Below are 23,935 nucleotides of genomic sequence, written 5' to 3'. Positions count from 1 at the left end.
ACGAGCGGCGGCTGAGGCCAACCGCTCTCAACCAGCGGAAGAGAGGAAAAAGAATATATACCAGCAAGGAACTGTCAAGCCGCTTGCCCGAGCAGGACTAACAGACGCTCATGGATACCGTCGAAGCCGCCATTGGAAAGAATAACAACCACATCGCCACTCGTGCAGGTGCGGACCAATGCGTCGAGGATGGTATCGGTATCGGGAAAGGCCTGGGCGGTGATCCCATTGATGCGGAGATCCGCCGCCAGCTGGACAGAAGAAAACTGTTCATCGACGGGAAGGGTGTCCAGCGGCACATGCTCACGAATCAGGACCTCGTCGGCGGCGCCGAAGACATGGGCATAGTCCTGCTGGAACACCGCCCGACGGCTGGAATTGGTGCGCGGCTCAAATACCACCAGCAGCCGGTTGCCTGGCCAGGCCAGGCGCAGGGCGTTCAAAGTCTCGCGGACGGCAGTGGGATGATGGGCAAAATCGTCCACCACGGTGATCCCACGAACCACGCCGCGGATTTGCTGCCGCCGTTTGACGCCCTCAAAGGAGGCCAAACCATTGACAATGGCCTCAAAGGCAAAGCCAAGACGGCTCAAGAGGGCAATCACCGCGAGGGCATTAAGGCAATTGTGCAGACCCGGCATGGGCAGGCGGCAGCGTCCTAGCAGGCGGTCGTGATGATGCACCGCAAACTCGGTGGCGAGCCCGTGTGCCCGCAGATCAGTCAGCCTCCACTCGCACCCCGCACCGGTGCCATAGCCAATCACGGGGCATGGAGCCGCCACGGCCAGCTCCGCGACCACAGGATCGTCAAGGTGAGCCACTAGGGCGCCTTCCGAGGGAATGCGGCCTATGAATTCGGCAAAAGAGGCTTTGATGGCGGCCAGATCGGCAAAAATATCGGCGTGATCGAACTCCACCGAGGTGAGAATGGCGCAATGCGGCCGGTAATGCTGGAATTTGGAAACCTTGTTGAAGAAGGCGGTGTCGTACTCGTCTCCCTCGACCACGAAATACGGTCCGTCGCTGACATGGGAGTTGCGGCCAAAGGCTTCGACCAGGCCGCCAATCATGAAACCGGGGGTGGCACCGATCCGGTGCAGGGTGGTGGCGAGCAGGGAAGAGGTGGTGGTTTTGCCATGGGTCCCGGTCACTACCAGCGATTTTTTTCCTTCCAGGAAAAAATGGCCCAGGGCCTGGGGCATGGACAGGTAGGGGAGGCGTATCCGGACCAGTTCCACGGCCTCGGGGTTGGTTGCCCGCACCACATTGCCGACGATCACCAGATCGGGTCGCGTGGCAAGATTGGCGGCCGCATAACCAGCCATCACCTCAATGCCCAGGCTGGCAAGAAAATCGGACATCGGCGGGTAGACATTCTGATCCGAACCGGTGACTGTGAAGCCCTGCTGTTGCAGTATGGCCGCCATGGCGGCCATGCCGGTACCGCAGATGCCGACCAGGTGGATATGACAAGGATTGACCGGGGCGATGTTCAGGGCCGGATCAAGCAGGCCGCTGCTCATTTGGTGCGCACCGTCCGCTCGATAGCCTTATAAATATGATCAAAAGTTTCCTCAAAGGAGGCCGGCGTCAGGCGGCCCACCTCGATGAATTTGACCACGATCTCCTTCGCCACCTTGAAGATGGCCTCGTCGGTCACTTCCTGTCGAACCGGCTGCCTGTTTTTCTCCTCAACACCCATGACTGCACCCTTCTGTTGCCTGGCAATAAAAAAACCCCTGTTACAGGAAGAAGGCCAATTCTTAACCAGTCGTAACAGGGGTAACCACTCTCGCGCGGAAAAAACCTCGCCAGCATTCCCCGGGAGGCCATGGTTTTTCTTTGATGGGGAAAAGAGCCGCTTTTCTTCGCCGCCCGAATATCAGTTCTTTTCCAGGGCCTGATAATCGATTGCTTCGCCATAGGCGAGCAAATCTTCCCTGGCGACTTGCCGCCCTTTAATGGTGACCACAAAGCGAGAGGCGACGACAATGTAGAGTTCGCCTGTCTTTTTGCTGCTGTCGTATTTGCTGATCGCCCGCTGCCCCTTGAGGGTTTCGAGCTTGCCGCCGCCAGCCCCGGCAAACATAGGATTATTGACCATCATCAGCACAGACTGCAGCACCGGCGAATCGGAGACGATCTCCACGCTGAGGCTCGATGCCCCTTTCTTGTACTCCCGACTGACGGTAACGCCGCCGCCGAGGATAGCTGCACCGAGAGCTTGGGCGCTGGCCTCTTTCCCCTCCCAACCGGACAGGGGAGCTGGCAGCAAGGACTTCATCCGCTCGCTTTTTTGTTGGCGAACCAACTGCGCGGCATAGTCGAGATTGGAGGCTGCTCCGGTGTAATCACCGGCCTCGTACTGCCTGGCCGCCTCTTTGATGGTGCTGAGGACGTTGTCGTCCGCTCGCAACGGCTGCGAACAGAGAACAAGGGTTAGGGCTAGAATGATCCGCAGCGATAATTGTTTCAGCATAAATTTCCAAACCGTGGAACTGGGGGAAAAAGTTTGCTCTGTGATACCAGGAGGCGCCGGTGGTGTCAAGCAAAGATAGGGCACTGACCTGAAAGGCAGCACCCAAAACATCACCAGATAATTGAAGAGATAGGCTGCAAAAAACTGTCGGCTCGGCCTCAAAAAACCTTCTTTCCCTTGGGGCGGACTAATGTTGGGCGGTTGAACGATTGCCGGAAACCGAAAAACAGTCTACCCTGTAGGTGATAGTCTCTATCAAACCCCAGCCCCTGCAAAATTGGCCGGCATATCGATGGCTAAGGCCGGGAAGTCCAAGCCGCAACCAAGACTCAATTGAGACAAAGCAAGAAGGAGCAAACCATGCCTCAGGAAATCGAACGCAAATTCCTTGTAGCCGGCGAGGGCTGGCGCGGATTGGCCGAAGGGATCGAATACCGCCAGGGCTATCTCTGCGCCTGCAAGGAGCGCTCGGTGCGCGTTCGCATAGCCGGGGAAAAAGGCTACCTGACCATCAAGGGCGCAACCGTGGGCATTGCCCGCAGTGAATACGAATACGAGATTCCGCTGGTTGATGCCCAGGAAATGCTGAACACCCTCTGCCCGCAACCACAGATTGAAAAGAAGCGGTACACTCTCTCCTATCAAGGGTTCGTCTGGGAAATCGACGAGTTTTTCGGCTTAAACCAGGGGTTAATCGTGGCGGAAATAGAGCTGGAGCGGGAAGACCAGCCCTTTAAACGGCCAGACTGGGTCGGCAAGGAGGTTACTGGAGATACCCGTTACTATAATGCGGCGTTATGTGTTACACCGTTTTCCACTTGGGATACATCAGCTCAGCACGAATAAGAGAGACCTCTTCTCCCGCCCATCCTTCCCTTTCTCAATAGGCGCTGCTACTTTCTCCGACCGCTTCGCTCGCGGAAGAGCAGGCGAACCGGTACCCGATCCAGCCCCAAGCCCTCCCGAAAAAAGTTGGTCAGATAACGCTCATACGAAAAATGAATCCCTTTGGGGGCGTTGGCAACCACGGCAAATAGCGGCGGCGCTGTCCCCAGTTGGGCGGTGTAGTAGAATTTGAGGCGGCGCCCATGGTAGAGGGGCGGTTCGTGATGGGCAACCGCATCGGCCAGCAGCCGGTTGAGGGCGGCGGTGGGAAAGCGCTGATGAAATTGGCGGTGCACCTTACCGATCTCCGGAAAAAGCCGCTTGACCCCTGAGCCGGTCAGGGCGGAGACTTTCAGTACCGGGGCGTAGGGGATAAACTTGACAGCCTCACGCACCGCCTCCATCAGCTGTTCCTGACGTTTTTTATCATCCTTTATCAGATCCCATTTATTGATGAGGATAATCAGGGCTCTGTTCTGATCCTGGGTGTAGCCGATCACCTTGGTGTCCTGCTCGGTGATGCCTTCCTCGGCATCGATCAGCACCATGGCAATATCGCAGCGCCCCAGGGCTTTGAGAGCCTTGAGAATGGAAAATTTTTCCAGTTTGTCGGTGGTTTTGCCCTTGCGGCGGATGCCGGCGGTATCAATCAGCAGATAGTTGTACTGGTCCCGACTGAGCAGGGTGTCGACGGAATCGCGGGTCGTGCCGGAGACCTCTGAGACCACCATCCGCTCCTGACCAACGATGGTGTTGACCATCGAGGACTTGCCGACATTGGGGCGGCCGAGAAAGGCGACGCGCATGGTGTTTTCCGGCAGCTCGATCTGGAGATTGGTTGTTTCAAGATGCGGCAGCAGGGCCTCGATCAGGGTACGAAACCCAAAGCCGTGATCGGCGGAAAGCGCCCACAGCTGATCAACGCCGAGCTCCCAGAAGGGGCTGAGCAGAGCGCTCTCCACGTCGGGAGTGTCGATCTTGTTCACAATGAAAAAGACCTGTTTCTCGGTGCGGCGGAGCAGGTCGACAATCTCGATGTCGCTCGGGGTCAGACCTTCGCGGCCATCCATCAGAAAAAATATAATATCCGCCTCTTCAATGGCCATCAGGGCCTGATGACGGATGTGGTTGGTGATGGTGTCGTCTTCGTTATCGATGCCGCCGGTGTCCACCAGGATGAAGGGGTGTTCCTCCCAGCTGACCCGGGCATAATGCCGGTCGCGGGTGACTCCCGGTGTGGGATCGACAAGGGCGTCACGGCGTTTGACCATGCGGTTGAACAGGGTGGATTTGCCCACATTGGGGCGGCCGATGAGGGCTACCAGCGTTGCGTTTTCCGTGGTCATGATCGTTTTTCAAGCTCCTGGCGGCATTGGTCGGTTAAGTGGTTGAGGGCAGCATACCCGGCGGCCTCGGGTTTGGCAAGAAGGGCGCAGAGCGAGCCTAGGGCAGGCCGGAGAAACTGCACAAAAAAAGACTTTTGCCGTACCTGACTCAAAAAAGCGAAGGCTCCAAGAATCTGGAGATTGCGCTGCAGAGCCAGGAAAACGTATTCGCGGCGAAACTGCTCGGCGTTGTAAGGGATTTCCTCATGCAGGGCCTCGAGGTAAACCGCCAACAGTTGCTCCTGCAAGGTCTGCGGCAGGGCGGCATAGGGATCGAGCAAGAGGGAGGCCAGGTCATAGGCCAGCGGTCCGAGGCGGCCGCCTTGGAAATCGATGAAGCGCACCTCGTGTCCGGTCAACATGATGTTGCGGCACTGGAAATCTCGATGAAGAAAAAAATGGGCTGGTGCTTGAGCGGCCTCGTCGGCTAGCCGCGCACATTCGGCCTCCACAGCCTCGCGGTCAAAATCAAGCCCAAAGAGATCGGTGCAGCAAGCCCGAAGGAAGTAGCCGGACTCCCGTTCTCGCATCAACTGACGATCGTAGCGGGGCGTGTCCCAGCACCAGGCGGGGTCAAACCCCTCGGCGGCCCGCACCTGCATCCGGGCCAGCTGACGCACGGCCTGTTCGTACAGCGACAGGGACTGATAAATTCCCTGCTCCGCCACCTGCTCGTAGAGCCGCTGGTCGCCCAGATCCTCGCACAGCGCCAGACCGGTCACCTGATCAAAAGCGTGGATCTCAGGAACCGGGACGCCGGCTTGACGCAGATGCCTGCCGATCCGATGGAAGGAGGTCGCCTCGGCAATGCCGCGTCCGTCGTTTTCCGGGGGCAGGATGGCGATAAAAGCTTTCCGGTCCGGTCCCCGTAACTGAAAAAAGCGGCGGGAAGAACCGTCCGGCACCAGAGCGGCAACCTGCACGGTGGCCTCGTTCCAGGAGTGTTCCGATTTTCCGAGGAGCTGGCCTGCAGCGGATACAAGTTCCTTGTTAGTCATACTCGGTTCTCCGTCACGGACCGTGACCCGGCGTCGATTTCCGGATTGCCGGTGACAATGGCGTCAGCATAGGCGCCGGCAGTCGCCGTCGCCCCGTCCCAGACCACACAGCGGCAGAGTTGCACCCCGTCGCTGATTACCGCTCCCGGACCGATGCAGCCCCATTCTTCCAGCAGGACCTCGGACCCCATCCGGGCGGTGGGATCAACCACCCAGCCCCCTTTCCCCGCCAGCAGTTCACCGTGGAGTTGAAGGTAATCCGCAGGCGTGCCGATATCCTGCCACGGCAAACCATCCACCCGGCAGTACCCGACTTTGCCCTCAACAGCGAGTTCCCGATAGAGATCGATGATGTGGTGAAAACCGGTTGCCGGTATCCGCTCGATCACCTCCGGATCAACCACATGGATGCCGGTGAAGGCGAGCCGATCATCTGCCCCGCCGTCGCCGAAAGACCTAACCCGGTCGCCCGCCACGCCGACGTTATTGAACCGGGGAAAGTCGTGCAGGGCGAGGGTAACGTCGTTTTTGGAGAGGAGATGCTGGTGATACACCTGCTCCAGATCAATGCCATGAAAGAGGTCGCCATTCATCACCAGTACCGGATCGTTGTCGAGCCGATTCAGGGCTTTGCGGAGTGCCCCGCCGGTGCCGAGGATCTCCGGTTCAAACTGAATGAGCACCTCAGGCCAGGCAGTCAGCGCCGCTTCGATCTGTGCGGCTTGATGATGGCAATTGATCAGGACAGGCCGGCAGCTGCAGGCATTCAGTTGCTCGAGCAACCGGTGCAAGAGTGGTTGATTGACCACTGGAAACAACGGCTTAGGCCGGAGCGTGGAATAGGGGCGCAAACGGGTACCGTACCCGGCGGCGAGAAGGATGGCTTGCATGGCAGTGCGTATGGAATTGATCTTGACTTGAACCGGAAACTGCTCTACAAATCAGCTTCTCCGGCCGAATGAAAAAAAAAAGAGCAAAATTCACGAGGCAAACGCGGGAGACAAACGGGAAATAAACCGTTGAGCGCCGGCACGCCTGACCTTGTACTGTTTCTCCTCTCTCCTTGCAAGCCTCTGAGCAGAAAAAACCATGATTACTCTCCTTGATTACGGCGCCGGCAATGTCCGCTCGGTTATCAATGCCATTGAACACCTCGGCGAAACCGTGCGGCTGGTCAACAGTGGCGCGGATATCGATCGTGCTGAGCGCCTCGTTTTTCCGGGCGTGGGCAACTTCGGGGCCTTAATGCGCACACTGCGGGACAAGCAGCTACGTGAGCCGCTTATTCGCTACCTGCACTCGGGCAAACCCTTTTTCGGCATTTGCGTTGCCCTCCAGGCGCTCTTTGAATCGAGCGAGGAGGCACCGGAAGAACCGGGGCTAGGCATCCTCCCCGGCCGAGTCCAACGTTTCACCACTGATCTCGCCATTCCACATATCGGCTGGAACGGCGTCAAGGCACAGCAAGCGTCTTCACTTTTCAACGGCTTACAGGGCAACGAAAAATTCTACTTTGTCCACTCCTATCATGTGGCGCCAACCTCTGATCAGGATATCCTCACCACCACCAATTATGGCTACGAATTTGTCAGCGCCATCCAGCGTGGGGCCATGGTAGCCACCCAGTTCCATCCGGAGAAAAGCGGGCGGGCAGGGTTGAAGTTGCTGGAAAATTTTCTCGCTGGCAACCGAGAAGCTCTCATTCCCATCACCTGCCCCCAAACAACGGTTCTGGCCAAGCGAATTATTGCCTGCCTGGATGTACGCACCAACGAGCGCGGCGACCTGGTGGTCACCAAGGGAGACCAGTACGATGTCCGCGAGGAGGGTACAGTCCGCAATCTGGGCAAACCGGTGGAACTGGCCGAGGAGTATTACCAGCAGGGCGCCGACGAGATTACCTTTCTCAACATCACCGGGTTCCGTGATTTCCCGCTCCAGGACATGCCCATGCTTGAAGTCCTGCAGCAGACATCAAAAAATGTTTTTGTTCCCCTGACCATCGGCGGCGGCATCCGCGACTTCACCGACCGGGATGGCCGCTTCTACAGCGCTCTGGAGGTGGCCTCTCAGTATTTTCGTTCCGGTGCCGACAAAATATCCATCGGCTCGGACGCCGTTTTGATCGTCGAGGAGGTATTGAAGACCGGCAAGGCCACCGGCCTCAGTTCCATTGAGCAAATCGCCCGGGTCTACGGCAACCAGGCGGTGGTCATCTCCATTGATCCGCGCAGGGTCTATGTCGATAGTCCCGATGCGGTCAAACATAAGATAATCGAGACCGCGATTCCCGGGCCAAACGATGAAAAATTTTGCTGGTACCAGTGCACCATCAAAGGTGGCCGCGAGGGCCGGGAGGTCGATGCGGTCACCCTGGCGCAGGTTTGCGAACAACTGGGGGCCGGAGAAATCCTCCTCAACTGCATCGATCGCGACGGCACCAATTCAGGCTTTGACCTGGAGTTGATCAACGCGGTGCGATCGGCGGTCACCATCCCGGTGATTGCCTCCAGCGGAGCGGGCTGTGCCGAGCATTTCCGAGAGGTGTTCACCAGGACCAAGGCGGAGGCCGCCCTCGCCGCCGGTATTTTTCATCGCAAAGAGGTGCCGATCGGCGCAGTGAAAGCATTTCTTCGCACGGCCGTAGAAATTCGCCCGCTCTAAAATCAAGGGGAGCAAGAACGGTTTATCAGCCAGAACGAACCCGATCGTTTTTTTTATACACACGCTTTTGTTCGCGCAAAAAGGGTTTCGGTTTGTTCGTCGATCCACCCCTGAGAAGAACTTTTCTTTGCGTTCACGGGCACCGCATCTATAATGACCTGAGACGAGGTTCTTCTCCCAAAGAACCTTTGCCCCGAACTGCTCAAAAGAACCAGAGAATGCCATGGCGCCTCTCCAGGAGAGTAAAATATCGCGCAATCGTGCGTCCAAACTTTCGCTGATACAGCTTTTGCGGGCTGCTCAACGGCGATGGGCAGCATCCGCTGCGGCCACTTTCTTTTCCCGTTTCAATACAGTTCCGGTGCAAACAGGTCAAACCGAATCACCGCAGGCAATGGCGGACAAGCGGCGCCAGCCGCGGATTTATATAACAAACACCTCTGTCTACGTCACCGATGGTTGTCTCTTTGCCACCGCCAGGATTGGCAACATCTCTCCTTCCGGTATCTGCCTGTGCAATCTGCCCGAACAACTCTATCGCAGTGCTGGTCGATTGACTGTCTTTTCCAATGACAATCCTGGGCTCCCGGTGCTTCACATCGAGCCACGCTGGGAACAAACCGGTTGGAGCGGCAAGACCATCGGAGCGGCAATTCTCAACGCCTCGGAGACCTGGCAACTCTTTTTTGTCCATACCGCCAGCCAAATCGAGGCCTGAGGGCAAACATGTCCCCCTGCCACACCCTCGCATACGAGGCGGTCAAAAATGCTGCTCAAGGCCCGATTGATTTGTTTGCTGCAAGACGGTATCGGCGATCGAACCGGGAATAAACCACCTGTTCATTGGGACGTGGTCCGACAAAAATGAGGGAGAGACAGGGAAGGTGCAAATGAAAAAGTCGCTGAAAGAGCGACACAAGACCTTGTTGCATGAGTGAGGAAACATCCTGGAGCAGGCTCGAAAGAGCCCCGGAAACCGCTTATGACAACTCCTCTTCCCGGACGATATCTTCGCCTTCACCCTCTGTTTTATCTCTGTTACTTTTCCGCTCTTTTTTGGCTTCCTTTTTTTTCTGCTTATCCAATTCCTTGAGCCGTTTTTCCTGCTTGTAATTCGTGCGCTTGACCAAAACAATCCCCCTTAACGACCGTGGTTGACAGGCATTGCCCCAACAATGTGCCCCGCCCCGGAGGGCGGGGTACTTTATGACGACAGATTAATTATCGCAGTTTTTTGACATTAGCGGCTGCCGGGCCTTTGGCGCCATCGACCACATTGAAGCTCACGCGTTCCCCTTCCTGGAGCGACTTAAACCCGTCAGCTTCGATTGCGGAATGATGGACAAACACATCCTTGCCGCCATCCTGAGCGATAAAGCCAAAACCCTTAGAATCATTAAACCATTTTACAGTTCCTTCAGCCATTGTCCTACTCCTCTTTCGTTGTGCGCGGGGCGCACTGTTTGGTGGTTGGCCCCGCTTTGGGACCATTGGTACTCTACCGAACCGTCACAATGGCTCGGTATATCAGTGTTCGTACAGATCATTTAGAACGCCCGGAAAGACCGAAAACGCCTGCAGAGGCAGGGCGGTTGCGCCGGGATCGGTTTTCAGACGATCCCTTCGGGGCGGCCTTGGCTTTGGGTGGGCTGTTTGCCGTTCCAGGCCGTTTTATCTCGATGCGAGGCTCAACCCTCTCCTGCCGAGCGAAAGGGATGGCGGTAGCTGTTTGCTGGCGCATTTTTTCATCGAGTACGAGCTCAATGACACGAATCATCCGTCCATCCTCGGAAGTGGCAAAGGTCAGAGCCTCACCGGTGAGGGAGGCTCGACCGGTGCGGCCGGTTCGATGAATGTAGGCCTCGGCGGTATCCGGCATGTCATAGTTAACGACATGGGAGATGCCGGTGACGTCGATGCCGCGTGCGGCGATATCGGTAGCCACCAGGACACTGAAGGCCCCGCTCTTAAAACCGTCAAGGGCCTGTTGCCGTTTACTCTGCGACAGGTTCCCTTGTAGCGAAGTGGCCTTGAAACCCGATTGCGCAAGTTTCAGAGCCAGATTTTTGGCTTTATATTTGGTGCGAGTAAAGACCAGGGTTGTGGCCATCTCCACATCCTTGAGCAGGTGTATGAGCAAATCAGTCTTCTGACCCTGTTCGACGGCATAGAGCAGATGGGCAATGCTTTTCACTGAACGGGTGGGGTTGATTTGCACGGTGACCGGGTCATGCAGGATATCTTCGGCCAGATGCCGGATCTCTGCAGGCATGGTCGCCGAAAAAACAAGGGTTTGTCGGTCTTTGGGCAACTGACGCAGGATTCGGCGAATATCGGGCAAAAAACCCTTGTCGAACATGTGATCAGCCTCGTCAAGGATCAAGGTTTCAACCTGACTGAGATCGACGGCTTTCTCATTGAGCAAGTCCAAAAGGCGTCCGGGGCACGCCACCACGATATCGACCCCATTGCGGACCCTGGAGATCTGCGCCTGCTTGCTCACACCGCCGTACACGGAAACGCTACGCAACCTGGTGTTTTGGATAATTTTGCAGATAAATTCATTGATCTGCTCAGCCAATTCCCTAGTGGGAGCAAGGATCAAAGCCCGGATCTTATTTCCTGGGACCTGCATGAGATGCTGGACCAACGGCAAGGCGAAGGCCGCTGTTTTGCCAGTCCCGGTTTGTGCCAGACCGAGAAGATCACGTCGCTCGAGAATTGGGGGAATGGCCTGCTGTTGGATGGGGGTTGGCGCGGTATAGCCGCAGTGACGAATTGCTTGTTCAAGATGGGTGTTCAAAGAAAAAACGTTAAAACTCATTCCTACTCCCACAATCACATGGACCGGCAGCCATGACCAACCCGATCTGCATGGAGCAAATAGGATATTGGGCGGCGGATGACTTCTGATTGCTTAGAATTTTTATAAGGCGCTGTCAAGAGTGCGACAGCAAAAAAAGAGTGTACATGATGGACAATCGAAGCCTGGGCGATAAGTTCAAATCTATCAAGCAGAGGTTGCCTGATGCAGGTAGAGTTCGATTGCAGGGGAAAGGTAAACGGAAAAATGATTTATCGACGCCTCGGGCCCTTCTTAACCGGCGGTTTTGCTTCGTTACAGACGAGCTTGCGGTGGTTGTATTCCTTGTTGTTCAGACCATCCATAACTTTGTGCCCTTCCGACCTGGTCGACATTTCAACAAAACCAAATCCTTTGGATTGCCCAGAAAACTGATCAACAATAAGCTTTGCGCTGACAACGGTGCCAAAGGTGCCGCAAAGCTCGGAAAGCTCAGATTCCGTAATATTATATGGGAGACTACCGATAAAAAGTTTCATGCTTTTCCTTCCCTCCAGGGTGGCAAGCAAGAACTTTTCAGGTATCGAAGGATTCGCAATGATTTCGTAGGATATCAGAAAAAGAAAATGCTAAGTGATGTAAGAATCTATATTTATACTCCATCCTCTTCGCCATTGCAAATGAATAATTATCAAACACCAAAAAAAACCCGCTAAAGTCCCCCAAAAAACAGCCAAAACAGTCAAATCCGCCTTAAGTATTCCCATACACCACCAATAATGCTATATTAGAAGATTTTTGTAGGCTACGGCAGCTTTCCCTTACCTGTGCAGGCCCCGGTACATTCAAACATTTTTTCTGATCAGGCAGAGCCATGGACGACAAACAGAACATCCCCCAGGTGCGGCAGCGCATCGACCAGATCGACGACACTATTCTGGACCTGTTGAAGGAACGACTCGATTGTGCCAAAACCATCGGCCAGCTCAAAACCGAAACCAATCGGGCCAAATGGGATCCGCAGCGCGAGTTGGAAATTTACGAACGGCTCCGCAAAAATAACAACGACATCTTCCCCTACAAGGCACTCCGTTCGATCTTCCATGAAATCATCACCACCTGCCGCCTGTCGCAGCGCAAAGCAACCGTGGCCTATCTCGGACCAGAGGCCACTTTTTCCCATTTGGCCGGTGTGCGCTATTTCGGCCAGACCGCCGATTACCTGCCCATGGAATCGATCGCCGAAGTCTTTGAAGAGGTAGAAAAAGAACGGGTCCAGTACGGTATCGTCCCGGTGGAAAATTCCATCGAAGGGGCTGTCACCTACTCGCTGGACGCCTTTTTAAAATACAAGGTTAAGATTTGCGGCGAGATCCAACTGGCCATCACCCATAATCTGGTCAACCGCTCCGGCAACATCGAGGACATCCAGACCGTGGCTTCTCACTCCCAGCCCCTGGCCCAGTGCCGCAACTGGCTGCGCAAAAACCTGCCTAAGATTCCAACACTGGATGTCTTTTCCACCGGTACCGCTGCCCAAATGGCGGCCAACAACCCCAATATCGGCGCCATTGCCAGCTCGCTGGCCATCAATACCTATGGACTGCAGGTAGTGGTTCCAGGTATCGAAGATTACCAGGGCAACACCACCCGTTTCCTGGTCATCGGCCGCAAGTCGCCAAAGAAGAGCGGCTGCGACAAGACCTCGATCCTCATCGGTCTGATCAATCGCCCTGGTGCCCTCAACGAGATTCTGACCATCCTTTCGGCTAAGAATATCGACCTGGCCAAAATCGAATCCCGGCCGACCAAAGATAAGCAATGGAGCTACCTCTTTTTTCTCGACATGATCGGTCACATTGAAGACCCGGTCATCTACGAGGCCTGCAACATCCTCAAGCAGATCTCCGCTTATTTCGAGTTGCTCGGCTCCTACCCCAGGGCCGACGATATCAATCTCAACGGCGACATCTCCTGATCGGCGGGCCACAGCCCCTCAACAGGACTGCCAGCGGTTCGATTTAACCATGTGCGCACTCCTCAGCTGCCAGGGACTGGCCAAGGCTTTTGGTGCCCAGACCCTGTTCACCGACGCCACCCTGATGATCAGCGCCGGCGACAAGGTCGGCCTGATCGGGCCCAACGGTTCAGGCAAATCGACCCTGCTCAAAATCTTCTGTGGCCTTGAGCAGGCCGACAGCGGCACGGTCTTTGTCCAAAAACTGCTGCGGATCAGCTATGTGCCTCAGGAGGACCTTTTCAACGAGGAGGCCAGCTGCATCGACAACCTCTACGAGGCGGTGAAGCATCTCGATATCGACGAAGCTGAACAGTACAACCGGGTGCATACCCTGCTCAGCCGCGCCCAGTTTACCGACCCGCAACAACAAGTACGCCTGCTTTCCGGCGGCTGGCGTAAGCGCCTGGCGATCTGCCGGGCTCTGGTCACCCGGCCCGAAGTCCTGATCATGGACGAACCCACCAACCATCTGGACATCGAGGGCATCCTCTGGCTGGAGCGGTTGCTCAATGCCACCCTGCCCGAAAGCCCGGCCGCCGTTCTCATGGTCAGCCACGACCGCCGCTTTCTCGAAAACACGGTCAACCGGGTGATCGAGCTGTCCCCAGTCTACCCCGAAGGTTCATTCCAGGTTCGCGGAACCTACGCCGATTTTCTCGAGAAGAAAGCAGACTATCTCCAGCAGCGGCAAAGCCTGGAGGAACGGTTGGCCAACAAGGTACAGCGCGAGACCGAATGGCTCCGCCGTGGACCTAAGGCCCGAACCACCAAAGCCCGCTACCGGATTGAGGAGGCGGGGCGACTGCAGGAAGAATTGGGCGAGGTCCGCACGAAAAACCGTTCCGTCGGCCAGGTGGGTATTGCCTTTGAAAGCACCCAGCGCAAGACCAAAAAGCTGCTAACTGCTGTTGGCCTGGAAAAACGGTTCCATGGCCCGCCGCTTTTTTCCAACCTCGACCTCACTCTGAAGCCCGGGATGCGCCTGGGCCTGCTCGGCCGCAATGGCAGCGGCAAATCGACCCTGATGCACATCCTGGCCGCCGCCGCCCGGCAAAGTGGCCTCAAGCCGGACAAGGGAACTATCGCCATTGCCGAAAAACTGCGCATCGTCAGCTTCGACCAGCGCCGCGAACAGCTCGACACCTCAGTCACCCTGCGCCGCGCCTTGGCCCCAGACGGCGACAGTATCATGTATCAGGGCCAGAGTCTGCATGTGGTCACCTGGGCCAAACGGTTTCTCTTTCGCACCGACCAGCTGGAAACTCCGGTCTATCGCCTTTCCGGTGGCGAACAGGCCCGCATCCTCATTGCCCGGCTAATGCGCCAGCCCGCCGACATCCTTCTGCTTGACGAACCCACCAACGATCTCGACATCCCCTCCCTCGACGTGCTCGAAGAGAGCCTGTGCGAATTCCCCGGCGCCCTGGTGCTGGTAACCCACGACCGGTTCCTCCTCGACCGGGTCTGCAACCTGGTGCTCGGTTTCGACGGCGAGGGCAGCACCGAATATTTTGCCGATTACGAACAATGGCTGGTCATGCTCCAGGAGCGTGACCGCAAGGAAGGGTCGAAGGCCCCAGCCGCCGCCAAAGAGAAGCCGGCAGCCAAGGCCAAACCCGGCAAGCTCTCTTACATGGACCAGCGTGAATACGATCAGATGGAGGCAGCCATTCTTGCCGCTGAGTCGCGCCTGGAGGAACTGGAAGCGCTGATGCTCTCGCCCGAGGTCATGGCCAATTCCAGCCAACTGCAACACTACTGGCAGGAACAGCAGGAACTGCAGACCCAAACCGAGCAACTCTACGACCGCTGGGACGAACTCGAACAACGCAGGCAAGGGTAAAAAAAGTACGCCCCCCCCCGTTCACCCTGCCTAACGATTCTGGCTCCTCCACTCCTGCGACCATGATCCGGCCTTGGGGCCCGCCTGGAAATCCCGTTGACACCCCAGGGTAATTTCACTATACCAACGCCAGTAAAGAAGACCTTCGTCATGCCCCCCTACCGGTGCGTGCTCCCTGAGGAGGTTCCGCGAAATCAAACACCTAACAAGGAAAATCATTATGATCCGAAAGAGCCTGCTTCTCCTCAGTGCCCTGCTTCTGATCGGCAGCCATGCTCTGGCGGGCACCAAACTGGTCAACGGCATTGACGCCAACTATCCGCCCTTTGCCTTTATTGACAAAACAGGGGCTCCCAGCGGTTTCGATGTCGAGGCCATGAACTGGATCGCCAAGGACATGGGGGTCGAAGTCAGCCATCAGCCAATCGAGTGGGACGGCATCATCACCAGCCTGGTCACCAAAAAAATCGATATCATCGCCTCAGGCATGAGCATCACCCCTGAGCGCGCCAAACAGGTTGCATTCACCCAACCCTACTGGGTGATTAAACAGGTGATGGTCACTAAAAAAGGCTCCCCCCTGACCGTCGAAAACATCCTCAACGGCAAGAAAATTCTCGGCGCCCAGCAAGGCACCCCGGAGGCCAAGTGGCTGAAGGAACAGGCGGCCGCCAAGGGATTCAATTTTGAACTGAAATATTACAACTCCTCGCCGCTGGCGGTGGAAGACCTGCTCAACGGCCGCATCGACGCCGCCGCCATGAATGATGCCCCGGCCAGGGACGCCGCCGCTAAAAAAGAGGTGCAGATTCTCGGCACCTTCGGCATGGATCAGGAGGATTTTGGTTACGCGGTGCGCAAGGATGACAAGGACTTGCTCGACAAGGTGAACGCCAGCCTGAAAAAACTGATGGCCTCACCCGACTGGGAAGCGCTCAAGAACAAATACGAGCTGACCAAATAGACAATAGCGGCCGGGGTCTTTGACTCCGCCCGCCTTTTTCGAGCAGACATCGCCCAGATCGCCGGTCGTTTTCCCGCATCCCCGAACAGCCGGAAAACCGCAACCGCACGCCCCACGGCGGGCCACCTCTTCGCCCTATACACCCCATCATGCTGACAAGCCTCAACGTCATTGCCGACGCCCTCCCCTATCTCCTGTTGGGGACCATTAACACCGCCGGCATCGTCATTGGGGCCATGCTGCTGGGTTTGGGGCTGGGCATTGCCATCGCCGTCGGTTTGGTGTACGGCAACCGGGCGATCCGCCTGCTCCTTGGTTTCTATGTGTGGTTCTTCCGGGGCGTCCCGGTCCTGGTCCTGCTTTTTCTCTTTTATTTTGGCCTGTTCACCTTTCTCGGCCTCAACTTCAACGCTGTTTTCTCGGTCGCTCTGGTGCTCGGCATGACCACCGGCGCCTATCAGGCCAACATCTTCAAAGGAGCAATCCTCTCTCTGCCGCGCGGCCAGTTCAAGGCGGCCAGCGCCCTGGGCATGAGCGATCTCCAGGCCATCCGTTCGATCATCCTGCCCCAGATCCTCCGCCTTTCGATTCCGGCCTGGTCCAACGAATATTCGATCATCCTCAAGGATTCAGCCCTGGCCTTTGTCATCGGCGCCCCGGAAATCATGGCCCGGACCCAATTCGTGGCCTCCCGCACCTACCAGCACCTGCCGCTCTACCTCACCGCCGGCCTGCTCTACTTTCTTCTGACCTGGCTTGGAGTCTCGGCACTGCGCAAACTCGAACATCGCCTCCGAATCCCCGGCTACACCCACCACGGCGCACAATGATCACAGACACAACACCCATCCTCCGGGTCGACAAGCTCAGCAAATCCTTTGGCGACACGTGTATCCTGAAAAGCGTCAGCCTAAGCCTCCGCAAGGGGGAAATCAAGGTGCTGATCGGCCCCTCGGGCGGCGGCAAATCGACCCTGCTGCAGTGCATCAACTGCTTGGTCCCCCCGGATGCCGGCGAGATCCACCTCGGCGAGGACCGGATCGATCTCGCCAACAGAACCGACCTCTACCGGCTGCGCCAGCAGGTGGGGATGATCTTTCAGGATTTCAATCTCTTTGATCACCTCAATGCGCTAGACAACATCACCATTGCCCTGCGCAAGGTCAAAGGAATCGGCAAACGCGAGGCGGCAGAACGCGCCCGGCTGGAGTTGGAGCAAGTGGGCATGGGCGACAAGGCCGACCTGTATCCGGCGCAGTTGTCCGGCGGCCAGAAGCAGCGGGTCGCCATTGCCCGGGCCCTGGCCATGGACCCCAAGGCCTTGCTCCTGGACGAACCGACCTCGGCGCTCGATCCGGAACTGATCGGCGAGGTCATTGCCGTGATCCGCGCCCTGGCTGCCAAAGGCATGACCATGATCATGGCCACCCACCAGATCAGCCTGATTGCCACCCTGGCTGACGAAATTCTTTTCATGGAGGGCGGCGTCATTGTCGAGCAGGGCTCTCCCACCCAGTTGCTGGCCCCGGGCAGCCCCAGCAAAAGTCAGGGATTTTGCGATCGACTCAATGCGCTGGCCGACAGCGGGTGCTGATGCTGAGCTTGTCCCCTTTTTACCAGGATCTTCTGGCCGCGCTCAATAACGGTCTGCTGATGAGCCTGGCGCTGATCGTGCCCTCGGCCTTGGGTGGGATGATGATCGGCATTGCGGCCGGGGTGCTCCGGGTCTTTGGCTCCCGCTGGATTCGCCGTCTTGGCGACGGCTTTGCCGCCCTTTTCCGCGGCACGCCGCTGGTGATTCAATTGTTTGTGCTCTATTTCGGCCTGCCCAACCTCGGCATCTACCTCAGCCCCTACGTTGCTGCGGTCACCGGTTTTGTGTTCTGCAGCGGTGCCTACCAGTCTGAATATGTGCGCGGCGCCCTGCTGTCGATCAAGCGCGGTCAGTATTTCGGGGCGCAGGCCCTGGGATTCACCTCCTGGCAAACCATACGCTGGATCATCGTGCCCCAGGCGGTGCGGCGGGCCATCCACGGCTGCGGCAACGAAATCATCTATCTGATCAAGTATTCCTCGCTCGCCTATGTGGTCACCTGCATGGAGCTGACCGGCGAGGGCAAGACCATAGCCACTGAATATTTCCGCTTCACCGAGGTCTTTGCCATCATCGGCCTCTACTACCTCGCCTTGGTAACTCTGGCGATCTTTCTGCTGAAAAAAATCGAACAGCGCCTCTTCATTCCCGGTTTTGGTCACCAATAAGCGGTCAATTTCCGGCGACATTTTTCCCGGCGCACTTCACTGCATGACAAGGACTGGCGAGGAAGCGGAGCGCAACGAGATCTTTGATCAGACCGAGGGGTTGGTCGAAAACGGCAAGAAACGGAAAGGTGAAATCAACCGCCGATGCGCGACATCCGGCCGTGGCAGTCGCTGCCGGAGCGGTGCATCCGCTCCTCCAGCTGATGACCACGGGGTTTGTTGCGGATAGCCATCAACAGTGCTTCGCGGATGGCCGCATCGGTCGGCTCGTTTCTCAGTACGGAACGGAGATTGACTTCTTCGTCATGGAGCAGGCAGGAACGGAGCATGCCGGCCGAGGTCAAGCGCAGCCGGTTGCAGCGATCACAGAAATGATGGCTGAGCGGACTGATGAACCCCAGGGTGCCGGCAGCATCCGCCCCCAGCCGGAAAACCTTGGCCGGGCCGTCGGCACGCCCTTTCTGCAGGGGAATGAGTTCGCCCAACGTGCCGATCCGGGCCATAATTTCATCGGTGCTGATGTAGGTATCGGCGTTCCAGCGGCTGGAGGCGCCGATGGGCATAAATTCGATGAACCGCATCTGCAGCGGCAGCTGCTGCGACATCCGGGCGAAATCAAGGATCTCGTCGTCGTTGATGTGGCGCATGGCCACCATATTGAGCTTCACCGGTGAAAAACCAAGGGCAAGGACGGTCTCGATACCCCGCCAGACCTGATCAAAACAGTCGACTCCGGTGATCGCTGCCACCCGCTCGGGTCGCAGGGAGTCAAGGCTGATGTTCACCTTGGTCACGCCGGCGTCATACAACGCCTTCCCGTACTGCTCCAAAAGGACGCCGTTGGTGGTGATGCGGACATCGTCGAGTCCCTCGATCCGGGTAAGATCGCGGATAAAGCTCAGGACATTGCGGCGCACCAGGGGTTCGCCGCCGGTGAGCCGGACCTTGGTGATCCCCATGGCCACCGCCACCCGGACCGTTCGCAGCAATTCCTCATAAGTGAGCAGCTCATCGTGGAGCAACTTGGAAAGCCCACCGCTGGATTCCTCCTCGGTGACGCAATACATGCATTTGAGGTTGCAGCGATCGGTGAGACTGAGACGCAAATAGGAAATGGGACGGGAAAATAAATCGGTCAGGTCATTTCTAAGTGGAGCAAAACTGGTGTTTTCTTGTATCATTGTGTATGGTGCTCGCAAAAAATAATGGTTGCCCTCGGCATTCGGACAAACGACAACCGGCGACTGATACCTACTGATACCACCGAAAAAGACTGATTGCAACCGGCTGCCTATGCTTATCCTTGCCATTGAAAGTTCCTGCGACGATACAGCGGCGGCCGTTCTTGAACCAGAAAATCGGGTGCTTTCCTCGATCATTAGCAACCAGAACGAGATCCATTCCCGGTTCGGCGGTATTGTCCCTGAGCTGGCCTCGCGCCGCCATATCGAAATGATCCGCCCGGTGGTGGACGAGGCTCTGGGCCAAGCCGGAGTGGGATTAAACGACATCGACCTCATCGCCGCCACCCGGGGACCGGGGCTGGTCGGCTCGCTGCTGGTGGGTTTCACCTTTGCCAAGGCCCTTGCTCTAGTGCGCGGCTTGCCCTGCGTCGGGGTCGACCACATGGCCGGGCACCTCCTGTCCTGCCTGCTTGAGGACAACCAACCCCATTTCCCCTACACCGCTCTGATCGTCTCCGGCGGCAACACCTCCCTCTTTGCCGTCAACGACCCAATGACCTTCTCCCGCTTGGGCCGGACCCGCGACGATGCGGCCGGCGAGGCTTTTGACAAGGTAGCCAAACTGCTTGAGCTCGGCTATCCGGGCGGTCCTGTGATCAGCCGACTGGCGACGGAGGGCAACCCGAAAGCCATCGCCTTTCCCCGCGCCCGGCTGGGGGAAGACAGTCTCGATTTCAGTTTCAGCGGCCTCAAAACCTCGGTGGCCAGCCATGTGGCCAACCAGCGCCGCAACCAGCAGCCTCTGGCCGTGGCCGATATCTGTGCCTCGTTTCAGGAGGCCGTGGTCGAAGTGCTCGCCGACAAAACTCTGGCTGCGGCTCAGCAGACCGGCCACCGGCGGGTGGTCATCGGTGGCGGGGTAGCGGCTAACCCCCGGCTGCGAGCTGTTCTCACCCAGCGTTGCACCGAACAGGGGCTGGAACTGTTCATGCCCTCGCCGGTGCTCTGCACCGACAATGCGGCCATGATTGCACTGGCCGGTTATTATCAATTTCTCGGGGGCCAGCTGGTGGATGCCGATACCGACGCCTATTCCCGTTCACCCCTCAACTAGCCGCCCATGCCCCACGAAAAAACGAGAAAACTCCTCAAGCGCCAAGATCTGGCCCCAAACAAAAAACTGGGGCAAAACTTCCTGGTGCACGAGCGCACGCCGAAACGGATCGTCGATCTCGCCGGGCTGCACCCAGAGGACCAGGTCGTCGAAGTTGGAGTCGGCCTGGGCGCTCTCACCCGGCCACTGGCTGCCGCTGCCGCCAAAGTCATCGGCCTGGAGGCAGATTCAGGGATTATCCGTCTCCATCGGCAGCAGCAGGACCTGCCCGCCAATGTCGAACTGATCCACGCCGATGTCCTCAAGGTCGACTTCGCCTCCCTGATTGAACCGGGAGAACGGTTGAAGATCGTTGCCAACCTGCCCTATTCGATCTCGACGCCTTTTCTCTTTCGCCTGATCGATCATGCCCACCTGATGGATTTTGCCGTGGTTATGCTGCAAAAAGAGGTCGCCCGACGATTGATGGCCTCACCGGGGTGCAAAGAATATGGTGCGCCCACGGTACTGCTCGCCGCTTGCGCCGAAATCAAGCCGCTGCTCGCGGTCAATCCGGCAGAATTCCATCCTCGCCCCAAGGTCGATTCCCTGGTGGTCCGCATCAGCTTTCATCCGCAACCCAAACGGGTGCAGGCTCTGGGCGATTTCGACCGCACGTTGTTCAGCCGCGTGGTCCATGCGGCCTTTGGTCAACGGCGCAAGACCCTGCTCAACGGCTTGGACAGCGCTGGCTTGGTGCCTGACAAAAAAAAATTGACCCAATGCATTGAAGCGGCGGGGATTGCTCCTTCGGTCCGGGCAGAAATGTTGACGCTGGAAGACTTTGTGCGACTCAGCCATGCCCTTGGAGCTGTCCCTTCACCCGACAACCCCCTTCCTCAACAAACGCCACCATGAGTGACCCTGAAAAAACCTCCCCGCCGCAGATCAGCCCCTACGTTTTCCCCGTTCTCCTGGCTGGATTTGGCCTCTGGTGTTTCTATGACGGCTGGGTATCCTCTGACCAGGAGATGCTGAAACATCAATTATTCAACCGCATCGCCAGCGGGGTGCTCCTGGCCTGGTCCATCCTCGATTTCATCCGCACCCGGCGCATGGAAAAGGCGGAACAGACCGACACAACAGTGGAAGAGCCAAACCCTTGAGCTCATCCTCCGGATCGTTGCTGACGAGGCCTACCAACCGCCAGCTCCTCCTGCCCTACGCCGCTCCTTACCTCGCCTACGTGGGGATCGCTTCCATTCCCAATGAGATCCTGCCGATGGAGGCTAATTATGCCCTTAGAATTATCACCGTTTCCCTTCTCCTCTTTTGGGCCTGGCGCTGGTACTGTCCGCTCAAAGGACCGCTCTCGGCTCTCGGCTCCATCCTGGTCGGCAGCGGAGTCGGGTTCCTAGGCCTGCTCCTCTGGCTTGCTTTTCTCTTTCCCTTTGTCACCTCGGGAGACGGTCAGCCGTGGTCCACGAGCTCATTTTTGCTTCGGCTGCTCAGTGCCGGATTGCTTGTCCCTCTTTTTGAAGAACTTATCATGCGGGGCTTTCTCCTGCGGCTTGCCTTGCAGTGGGACTATGCCCGTAAAAACAAAGAAGAAGAGCCGTTTTTCATCGCTCTTGACGAGCGGTCTGTGAATGATGTTCTCCCTGGGAAGTGGTCCTGGGCGGCGATTCTTCTTTCCACCTTGGCCTTTGTGTCGGGACATGCCATGCACGAGTGGCTGGCCGCCGCCGTGTTCGGGCTGCTCATGGCCTGGTTATGGGTCAGCAGAAAGGATCTCCTCTCCTGCATCACGGCCCATGCGGTCACCAATATCGCCTTGGCCTTTTTTGTTTACTTCACCGGCAACTGGCAATTTTGGTGATATTTTCGATAAATACTCATCTCATCTCGTCTCGGTTGTAACGCCACCCTCGTCACAAAACCGGCGGCAAGGTGTTTGCCCCTCCCCTTTGAGGAATCTTCCCGGTGCATCTTCTGCTCTCTGCCACAAGGCGGCATAAGCGATGGCACTCGAACCTGCGCATCCTCCAGGGATGCCTAACTCCTGCTCCCTATGCATAATTTCGTCTACCACAACCCGACCAAAATTCTTTTCGGCCGGGGCACCATTGAAAGCATCGGCCCGGAGACCAGAGCCTGGGGTCGCCGTGCACTGCTGGTTTATGGCCAGGACAGCCTCAAGCATAACGGCCTGTATGATCGGATTGTTAAAGCCCTGCACGAAGCTGAGGTCGACATTGTCGAGCACGGCGGCGTTCGTTCCAACCCGCTGCTTTCCCATGTTCGCCAGGGCGTCCAACTGACCAAGGAGCATGATGTCGAAGTAATCGTGGCCGCGGGGGGCGGCTCGGTCATCGACACAGCCAAAGCTATTGCCGCCGGGACTCCGGTTGAGCATGACGTCTGGAAATTTTTTACCGGCAAGAGAGGGATTAAAACCGCCCTGCCGGTCACCGCCGTGCTCACCCTGGCTGCCTCAGGTTCGGAGATGAATTCGGGCATGGTCATCACCAACGACGAGACCAGGGAAAAATTCGGCATTGGCCACCGCCTGCTCCACCCCAGGACCTCGATTCTCGACCCGGAAGCCACCTTTTCCGTCCCCCCCGACTACACGGTCTACGGCGCGGTCGACGCCATCAGTCATGTGCTCGAATTCTATATAACCGCAGCCGACCCGGATAGCCCGGTGCAGGACCGGTTGATGGAAGGATTGATCGAAAACGCCATGACCGCCTGCACACGGTGCCTCCGCGACCCCCTCGATTACAACGGCCGCGCCAATCTGATGTGGACCGCAACCCTGGCCCTCAACGGCCTGACTGCAGCCGGTCTGGGCCGGGTCGGGTTCCCGATGCACCTGATCGAACACTCCCTGAGCGCCATCTACGATGTGCCCCACGGGGCCGGCCTGGCGGTGGTCATGCTCGGCTGGCTGCGGGCTCATCGCCAGTCTTCCGCCATTCGGATCGCCGGGATCGGCCAACGAATTTTTTGCCTGACCGAACAAGAGCCCGCGGCGGCGGCGGCGCAAACCATCGCCCGGTTGCACACCTGGCTGCAGAGTGTCAAAGCCCCTCTCACCTTGGATGACCTTAATATTCCGCCAGAGGACATCCCCCGCATCGCCGACAATACCAAGGGATTGGCCCGGCTCTGGCGACTGCGCAACTACACCCCGGAACGCGTCGAGACCATCCTCCGGCAGTGCCTGTAGATGTTCCAGCCGCCTCATCCCCCGCAACATGACTCTCTGGCCATGCATACGCGGTCGTTATTGGCCGCTGTCAGGAGAAAACCGTTCTTTCCCCATGACATTCATCGGTTAATGCGGTAA

General features: G+C 57.4%; 25 protein-coding genes. 14 read left to right on the top strand and 11 right to left on the bottom strand.

What is annotated here, in order from left to right; all coding sequences use genetic code 11:
- Positions 1-74: 74 nt before the first annotated feature.
- The 3 genes from mpl to ACHZCX_RS17025 form a co-directional block, all read right to left on the bottom strand.
- Complete coding sequence (gene mpl / locus ACHZCX_RS17035) at positions 75-1,523, bottom strand: UDP-N-acetylmuramate:L-alanyl-gamma-D-glutamyl-meso-diaminopimelate ligase (RefSeq protein WP_319588396.1); 1,449 nt, start codon at positions 1,521-1,523, stop codon at positions 75-77.
- Positions 1,520-1,702, bottom strand: a complete 183-nt coding sequence (locus tag ACHZCX_RS17030; protein ID WP_319588395.1) for a hypothetical protein — start codon at positions 1,700-1,702, stop codon at positions 1,520-1,522. Before ACHZCX_RS17030 ends, mpl begins: the two co-directional genes overlap by 4 nt.
- Positions 1,703-1,882: 180 nt before the next feature.
- On the bottom strand, positions 1,883-2,479 hold the full coding sequence (locus tag ACHZCX_RS17025; RefSeq protein WP_319588394.1) for a hypothetical protein: 597 nt from the start codon (positions 2,477-2,479) through the stop codon (positions 1,883-1,885).
- Positions 2,480-2,839: 360 nt separating this feature from the next.
- On the opposite strand from ACHZCX_RS17025, the gene ACHZCX_RS17020 reads away from it, so the two are divergent.
- On the top strand, positions 2,840-3,325 hold the full coding sequence (locus tag ACHZCX_RS17020) for a CYTH domain-containing protein (RefSeq protein ID WP_319588393.1): 486 nt from the start codon (positions 2,840-2,842) through the stop codon (positions 3,323-3,325).
- A 47-nt stretch (positions 3,326-3,372) separates the two neighbouring features.
- Here the strand turns inward: ACHZCX_RS17020 and der are convergent, their stop codons facing one another.
- Genes der through ACHZCX_RS17005 form a run of 3 tightly spaced genes read right to left on the bottom strand, consistent with a single transcriptional unit; the run spans position 3,373 to position 6,637 of the window.
- Complete coding sequence (der, locus tag ACHZCX_RS17015; RefSeq protein WP_319588392.1) at positions 3,373-4,710, bottom strand: ribosome biogenesis GTPase Der; 1,338 nt, start codon at positions 4,708-4,710, stop codon at positions 3,373-3,375.
- Positions 4,707-5,747, bottom strand: a complete 1,041-nt coding sequence (locus tag ACHZCX_RS17010) for a phosphotransferase (protein ID WP_319588391.1) — start codon at positions 5,745-5,747, stop codon at positions 4,707-4,709. Before ACHZCX_RS17010 ends, der begins: the two co-directional genes overlap by 4 nt.
- A complete protein-coding gene (locus ACHZCX_RS17005; RefSeq protein ID WP_319588390.1) occupies positions 5,744-6,637 on the bottom strand; it encodes a sugar phosphate nucleotidyltransferase in 894 nt (297 codons plus the stop codon). The genes ACHZCX_RS17010 and ACHZCX_RS17005 overlap by 4 nt, the downstream gene beginning before the upstream one ends.
- A gap of 199 nt (positions 6,638-6,836) precedes the next feature.
- Here ACHZCX_RS17005 and hisF point away from each other — a divergent pair, with 199 nt between their 5' ends.
- A complete protein-coding gene (gene hisF, locus ACHZCX_RS17000; protein WP_319588389.1) occupies positions 6,837-8,411 on the top strand; it encodes an imidazole glycerol phosphate synthase subunit HisF in 1,575 nt (524 codons plus the stop codon).
- A gap of 223 nt (positions 8,412-8,634) precedes the next feature.
- The gene (locus tag ACHZCX_RS16995) at positions 8,635-9,129 is read left to right on the top strand and encodes a hypothetical protein (protein ID WP_319588388.1); all 495 of its coding nucleotides are present in this window, start codon (positions 8,635-8,637) and stop codon (positions 9,127-9,129) included.
- 262 nt (positions 9,130-9,391) lie between these two features.
- On the opposite strand, the gene ACHZCX_RS16990 is transcribed toward ACHZCX_RS16995, so the two are convergent.
- From ACHZCX_RS16990 to ACHZCX_RS16975, 4 genes are all read right to left on the bottom strand, one after another.
- Positions 9,392-9,541 (bottom strand): hypothetical protein, encoded by a 150-nt coding sequence (locus ACHZCX_RS16990; protein ID WP_319588387.1) that lies wholly within the window; start codon positions 9,539-9,541, stop codon positions 9,392-9,394.
- Positions 9,542-9,632: 91 nt separating this feature from the next.
- Positions 9,633-9,836 (bottom strand): cold-shock protein, encoded by a 204-nt coding sequence (locus ACHZCX_RS16985; protein ID WP_319588386.1) that lies wholly within the window; start codon positions 9,834-9,836, stop codon positions 9,633-9,635.
- A gap of 118 nt (positions 9,837-9,954) precedes the next feature.
- Entirely contained in the window at positions 9,955-11,235 is a 1,281-nt protein-coding gene (locus ACHZCX_RS16980) for a DEAD/DEAH box helicase (protein ID WP_319588385.1), read from the bottom strand.
- 251 nt (positions 11,236-11,486) lie between these two features.
- Positions 11,487-11,753, bottom strand: a complete 267-nt coding sequence (locus tag ACHZCX_RS16975) for an RNA-binding protein (protein ID WP_319588384.1) — start codon at positions 11,751-11,753, stop codon at positions 11,487-11,489.
- 335 nt (positions 11,754-12,088) lie between these two features.
- On the opposite strand from ACHZCX_RS16975, the gene pheA reads away from it, so the two are divergent.
- The 6 genes from pheA (at position 12,089) to ACHZCX_RS16945 (ending at position 18,303) form a co-directional block, all read left to right on the top strand.
- Positions 12,089-13,192: a prephenate dehydratase gene (gene pheA / locus ACHZCX_RS16970; RefSeq protein WP_319588383.1), complete on the top strand. Its 1,104-nt coding sequence runs from the start codon at positions 12,089-12,091 to the stop codon at positions 13,190-13,192.
- A gap of 49 nt (positions 13,193-13,241) precedes the next feature.
- Positions 13,242-15,077, top strand: a complete 1,836-nt coding sequence (locus tag ACHZCX_RS16965; protein WP_319588382.1) for an ABC-F family ATP-binding cassette domain-containing protein — start codon at positions 13,242-13,244, stop codon at positions 15,075-15,077.
- 220 nt (positions 15,078-15,297) lie between these two features.
- Positions 15,298-16,041, top strand: coding sequence for an ABC transporter substrate-binding protein (locus ACHZCX_RS16960; protein ID WP_319588381.1), 744 nt, complete (start codon positions 15,298-15,300; stop codon positions 16,039-16,041).
- A 149-nt stretch (positions 16,042-16,190) separates the two neighbouring features.
- Positions 16,191-16,871 (top strand): amino acid ABC transporter permease, encoded by a 681-nt coding sequence (locus tag ACHZCX_RS16955; RefSeq protein ID WP_319588380.1) that lies wholly within the window; start codon positions 16,191-16,193, stop codon positions 16,869-16,871.
- The gene (locus ACHZCX_RS16950) at positions 16,868-17,635 is read left to right on the top strand and encodes an amino acid ABC transporter ATP-binding protein (protein ID WP_319588379.1); all 768 of its coding nucleotides are present in this window, start codon (positions 16,868-16,870) and stop codon (positions 17,633-17,635) included. The genes ACHZCX_RS16955 and ACHZCX_RS16950 overlap by 4 nt, the downstream gene beginning before the upstream one ends.
- Positions 17,635-18,303 carry an amino acid ABC transporter permease gene (locus tag ACHZCX_RS16945; RefSeq protein ID WP_319588378.1) on the top strand — a complete coding sequence of 223 codons (669 nt, stop codon included), beginning with the start codon at positions 17,635-17,637 and terminating at the stop codon, positions 18,301-18,303. Before ACHZCX_RS16950 ends, ACHZCX_RS16945 begins: the two co-directional genes overlap by 1 nt.
- 134 nt (positions 18,304-18,437) lie before the next feature.
- On the opposite strand, the gene moaA is transcribed toward ACHZCX_RS16945, so the two are convergent.
- Positions 18,438-19,484: a GTP 3',8-cyclase MoaA gene (moaA, locus tag ACHZCX_RS16940; protein WP_319588377.1), complete on the bottom strand. Its 1,047-nt coding sequence runs from the start codon at positions 19,482-19,484 to the stop codon at positions 18,438-18,440.
- A 112-nt stretch (positions 19,485-19,596) separates the two neighbouring features.
- On the opposite strand from moaA, the gene tsaD reads away from it, so the two are divergent.
- From tsaD to ACHZCX_RS16915, 5 genes are all read left to right on the top strand, one after another.
- The gene (gene tsaD, locus ACHZCX_RS16935) at positions 19,597-20,601 is read left to right on the top strand and encodes a tRNA (adenosine(37)-N6)-threonylcarbamoyltransferase complex transferase subunit TsaD (protein ID WP_319588376.1); all 1,005 of its coding nucleotides are present in this window, start codon (positions 19,597-19,599) and stop codon (positions 20,599-20,601) included.
- Positions 20,602-20,607: 6 nt separating this feature from the next.
- Positions 20,608-21,498 carry a 16S rRNA (adenine(1518)-N(6)/adenine(1519)-N(6))-dimethyltransferase RsmA gene (rsmA, locus tag ACHZCX_RS16930; protein ID WP_319588375.1) on the top strand — a complete coding sequence of 297 codons (891 nt, stop codon included), beginning with the start codon at positions 20,608-20,610 and terminating at the stop codon, positions 21,496-21,498.
- Positions 21,495-21,746: a hypothetical protein gene (locus ACHZCX_RS16925; protein ID WP_319588374.1), complete on the top strand. Its 252-nt coding sequence runs from the start codon at positions 21,495-21,497 to the stop codon at positions 21,744-21,746. The genes rsmA and ACHZCX_RS16925 overlap by 4 nt, the downstream gene beginning before the upstream one ends.
- On the top strand, positions 21,743-22,459 hold the full coding sequence (locus ACHZCX_RS16920) for a type II CAAX prenyl endopeptidase Rce1 family protein (protein ID WP_319588373.1): 717 nt from the start codon (positions 21,743-21,745) through the stop codon (positions 22,457-22,459). The genes ACHZCX_RS16925 and ACHZCX_RS16920 overlap by 4 nt, the downstream gene beginning before the upstream one ends.
- Positions 22,460-22,651: 192 nt before the next feature.
- The gene (locus ACHZCX_RS16915) at positions 22,652-23,815 is read left to right on the top strand and encodes an iron-containing alcohol dehydrogenase (RefSeq protein ID WP_319588372.1); all 1,164 of its coding nucleotides are present in this window, start codon (positions 22,652-22,654) and stop codon (positions 23,813-23,815) included.
- The last annotated feature ends 120 nt before the right edge of the window (positions 23,816-23,935 follow it).

The sequence above is a fragment of the uncultured Desulfobulbus sp. genome (assembly GCF_963662935.2).
Classification (GTDB): Bacteria; Desulfobacterota; Desulfobulbia; order Desulfobulbales; family Desulfobulbaceae; genus Desulfobulbus.
The sequence above is the reverse complement of the archived record's forward strand: the minus strand, read 5'-3'. Positions and strand labels throughout refer to the sequence as shown.

Bases quoted from the DNA above. Each gene is read 5' to 3' on its own strand.
- mpl (WP_319588396.1), bottom strand. From the start codon at position 1,523: ATGAGCAGCGGCCTGCTTGATCCGGCCCTGAACATCGCCCCGGTCAAT.
- ACHZCX_RS17030 (WP_319588395.1), bottom strand. From the start codon at position 1,702: ATGGGTGTTGAGGAGAAAAACAGGCAGCCGGTTCGACAGGAAGTGACC.
- ACHZCX_RS17025 (WP_319588394.1), bottom strand. From the start codon at position 2,479: ATGCTGAAACAATTATCGCTGCGGATCATTCTAGCCCTAACCCTTGTT.
- ACHZCX_RS17020 (WP_319588393.1), top strand. From the start codon at position 2,840: ATGCCTCAGGAAATCGAACGCAAATTCCTTGTAGCCGGCGAGGGCTGG.
- der (WP_319588392.1), bottom strand. From the start codon at position 4,710: ATGACCACGGAAAACGCAACGCTGGTAGCCCTCATCGGCCGCCCCAAT.
- ACHZCX_RS17010 (WP_319588391.1), bottom strand. From the start codon at position 5,747: ATGACTAACAAGGAACTTGTATCCGCTGCAGGCCAGCTCCTCGGAAAA.
- ACHZCX_RS17005 (WP_319588390.1), bottom strand. From the start codon at position 6,637: ATGCAAGCCATCCTTCTCGCCGCCGGGTACGGTACCCGTTTGCGCCCC.
- hisF (WP_319588389.1), top strand. From the start codon at position 6,837: ATGATTACTCTCCTTGATTACGGCGCCGGCAATGTCCGCTCGGTTATC.
- ACHZCX_RS16995 (WP_319588388.1), top strand. From the start codon at position 8,635: ATGGCGCCTCTCCAGGAGAGTAAAATATCGCGCAATCGTGCGTCCAAA.
- ACHZCX_RS16985 (WP_319588386.1), bottom strand. From the start codon at position 9,836: ATGGCTGAAGGAACTGTAAAATGGTTTAATGATTCTAAGGGTTTTGGC.
- ACHZCX_RS16980 (WP_319588385.1), bottom strand. From the start codon at position 11,235: ATGAGTTTTAACGTTTTTTCTTTGAACACCCATCTTGAACAAGCAATT.
- ACHZCX_RS16975 (WP_319588384.1), bottom strand. From the start codon at position 11,753: ATGAAACTTTTTATCGGTAGTCTCCCATATAATATTACGGAATCTGAG.
- pheA (WP_319588383.1), top strand. From the start codon at position 12,089: ATGGACGACAAACAGAACATCCCCCAGGTGCGGCAGCGCATCGACCAG.
- ACHZCX_RS16965 (WP_319588382.1), top strand. From the start codon at position 13,242: ATGTGCGCACTCCTCAGCTGCCAGGGACTGGCCAAGGCTTTTGGTGCC.
- ACHZCX_RS16960 (WP_319588381.1), top strand. From the start codon at position 15,298: ATGATCCGAAAGAGCCTGCTTCTCCTCAGTGCCCTGCTTCTGATCGGC.
- ACHZCX_RS16955 (WP_319588380.1), top strand. From the start codon at position 16,191: ATGCTGACAAGCCTCAACGTCATTGCCGACGCCCTCCCCTATCTCCTG.
- ACHZCX_RS16950 (WP_319588379.1), top strand. From the start codon at position 16,868: ATGATCACAGACACAACACCCATCCTCCGGGTCGACAAGCTCAGCAAA.
- ACHZCX_RS16945 (WP_319588378.1), top strand. From the start codon at position 17,635: ATGCTGAGCTTGTCCCCTTTTTACCAGGATCTTCTGGCCGCGCTCAAT.
- moaA (WP_319588377.1), bottom strand. From the start codon at position 19,484: ATGATACAAGAAAACACCAGTTTTGCTCCACTTAGAAATGACCTGACC.
- tsaD (WP_319588376.1), top strand. From the start codon at position 19,597: ATGCTTATCCTTGCCATTGAAAGTTCCTGCGACGATACAGCGGCGGCC.
- rsmA (WP_319588375.1), top strand. From the start codon at position 20,608: ATGCCCCACGAAAAAACGAGAAAACTCCTCAAGCGCCAAGATCTGGCC.
- ACHZCX_RS16925 (WP_319588374.1), top strand. From the start codon at position 21,495: ATGAGTGACCCTGAAAAAACCTCCCCGCCGCAGATCAGCCCCTACGTT.
- ACHZCX_RS16915 (WP_319588372.1), top strand. From the start codon at position 22,652: ATGCATAATTTCGTCTACCACAACCCGACCAAAATTCTTTTCGGCCGG.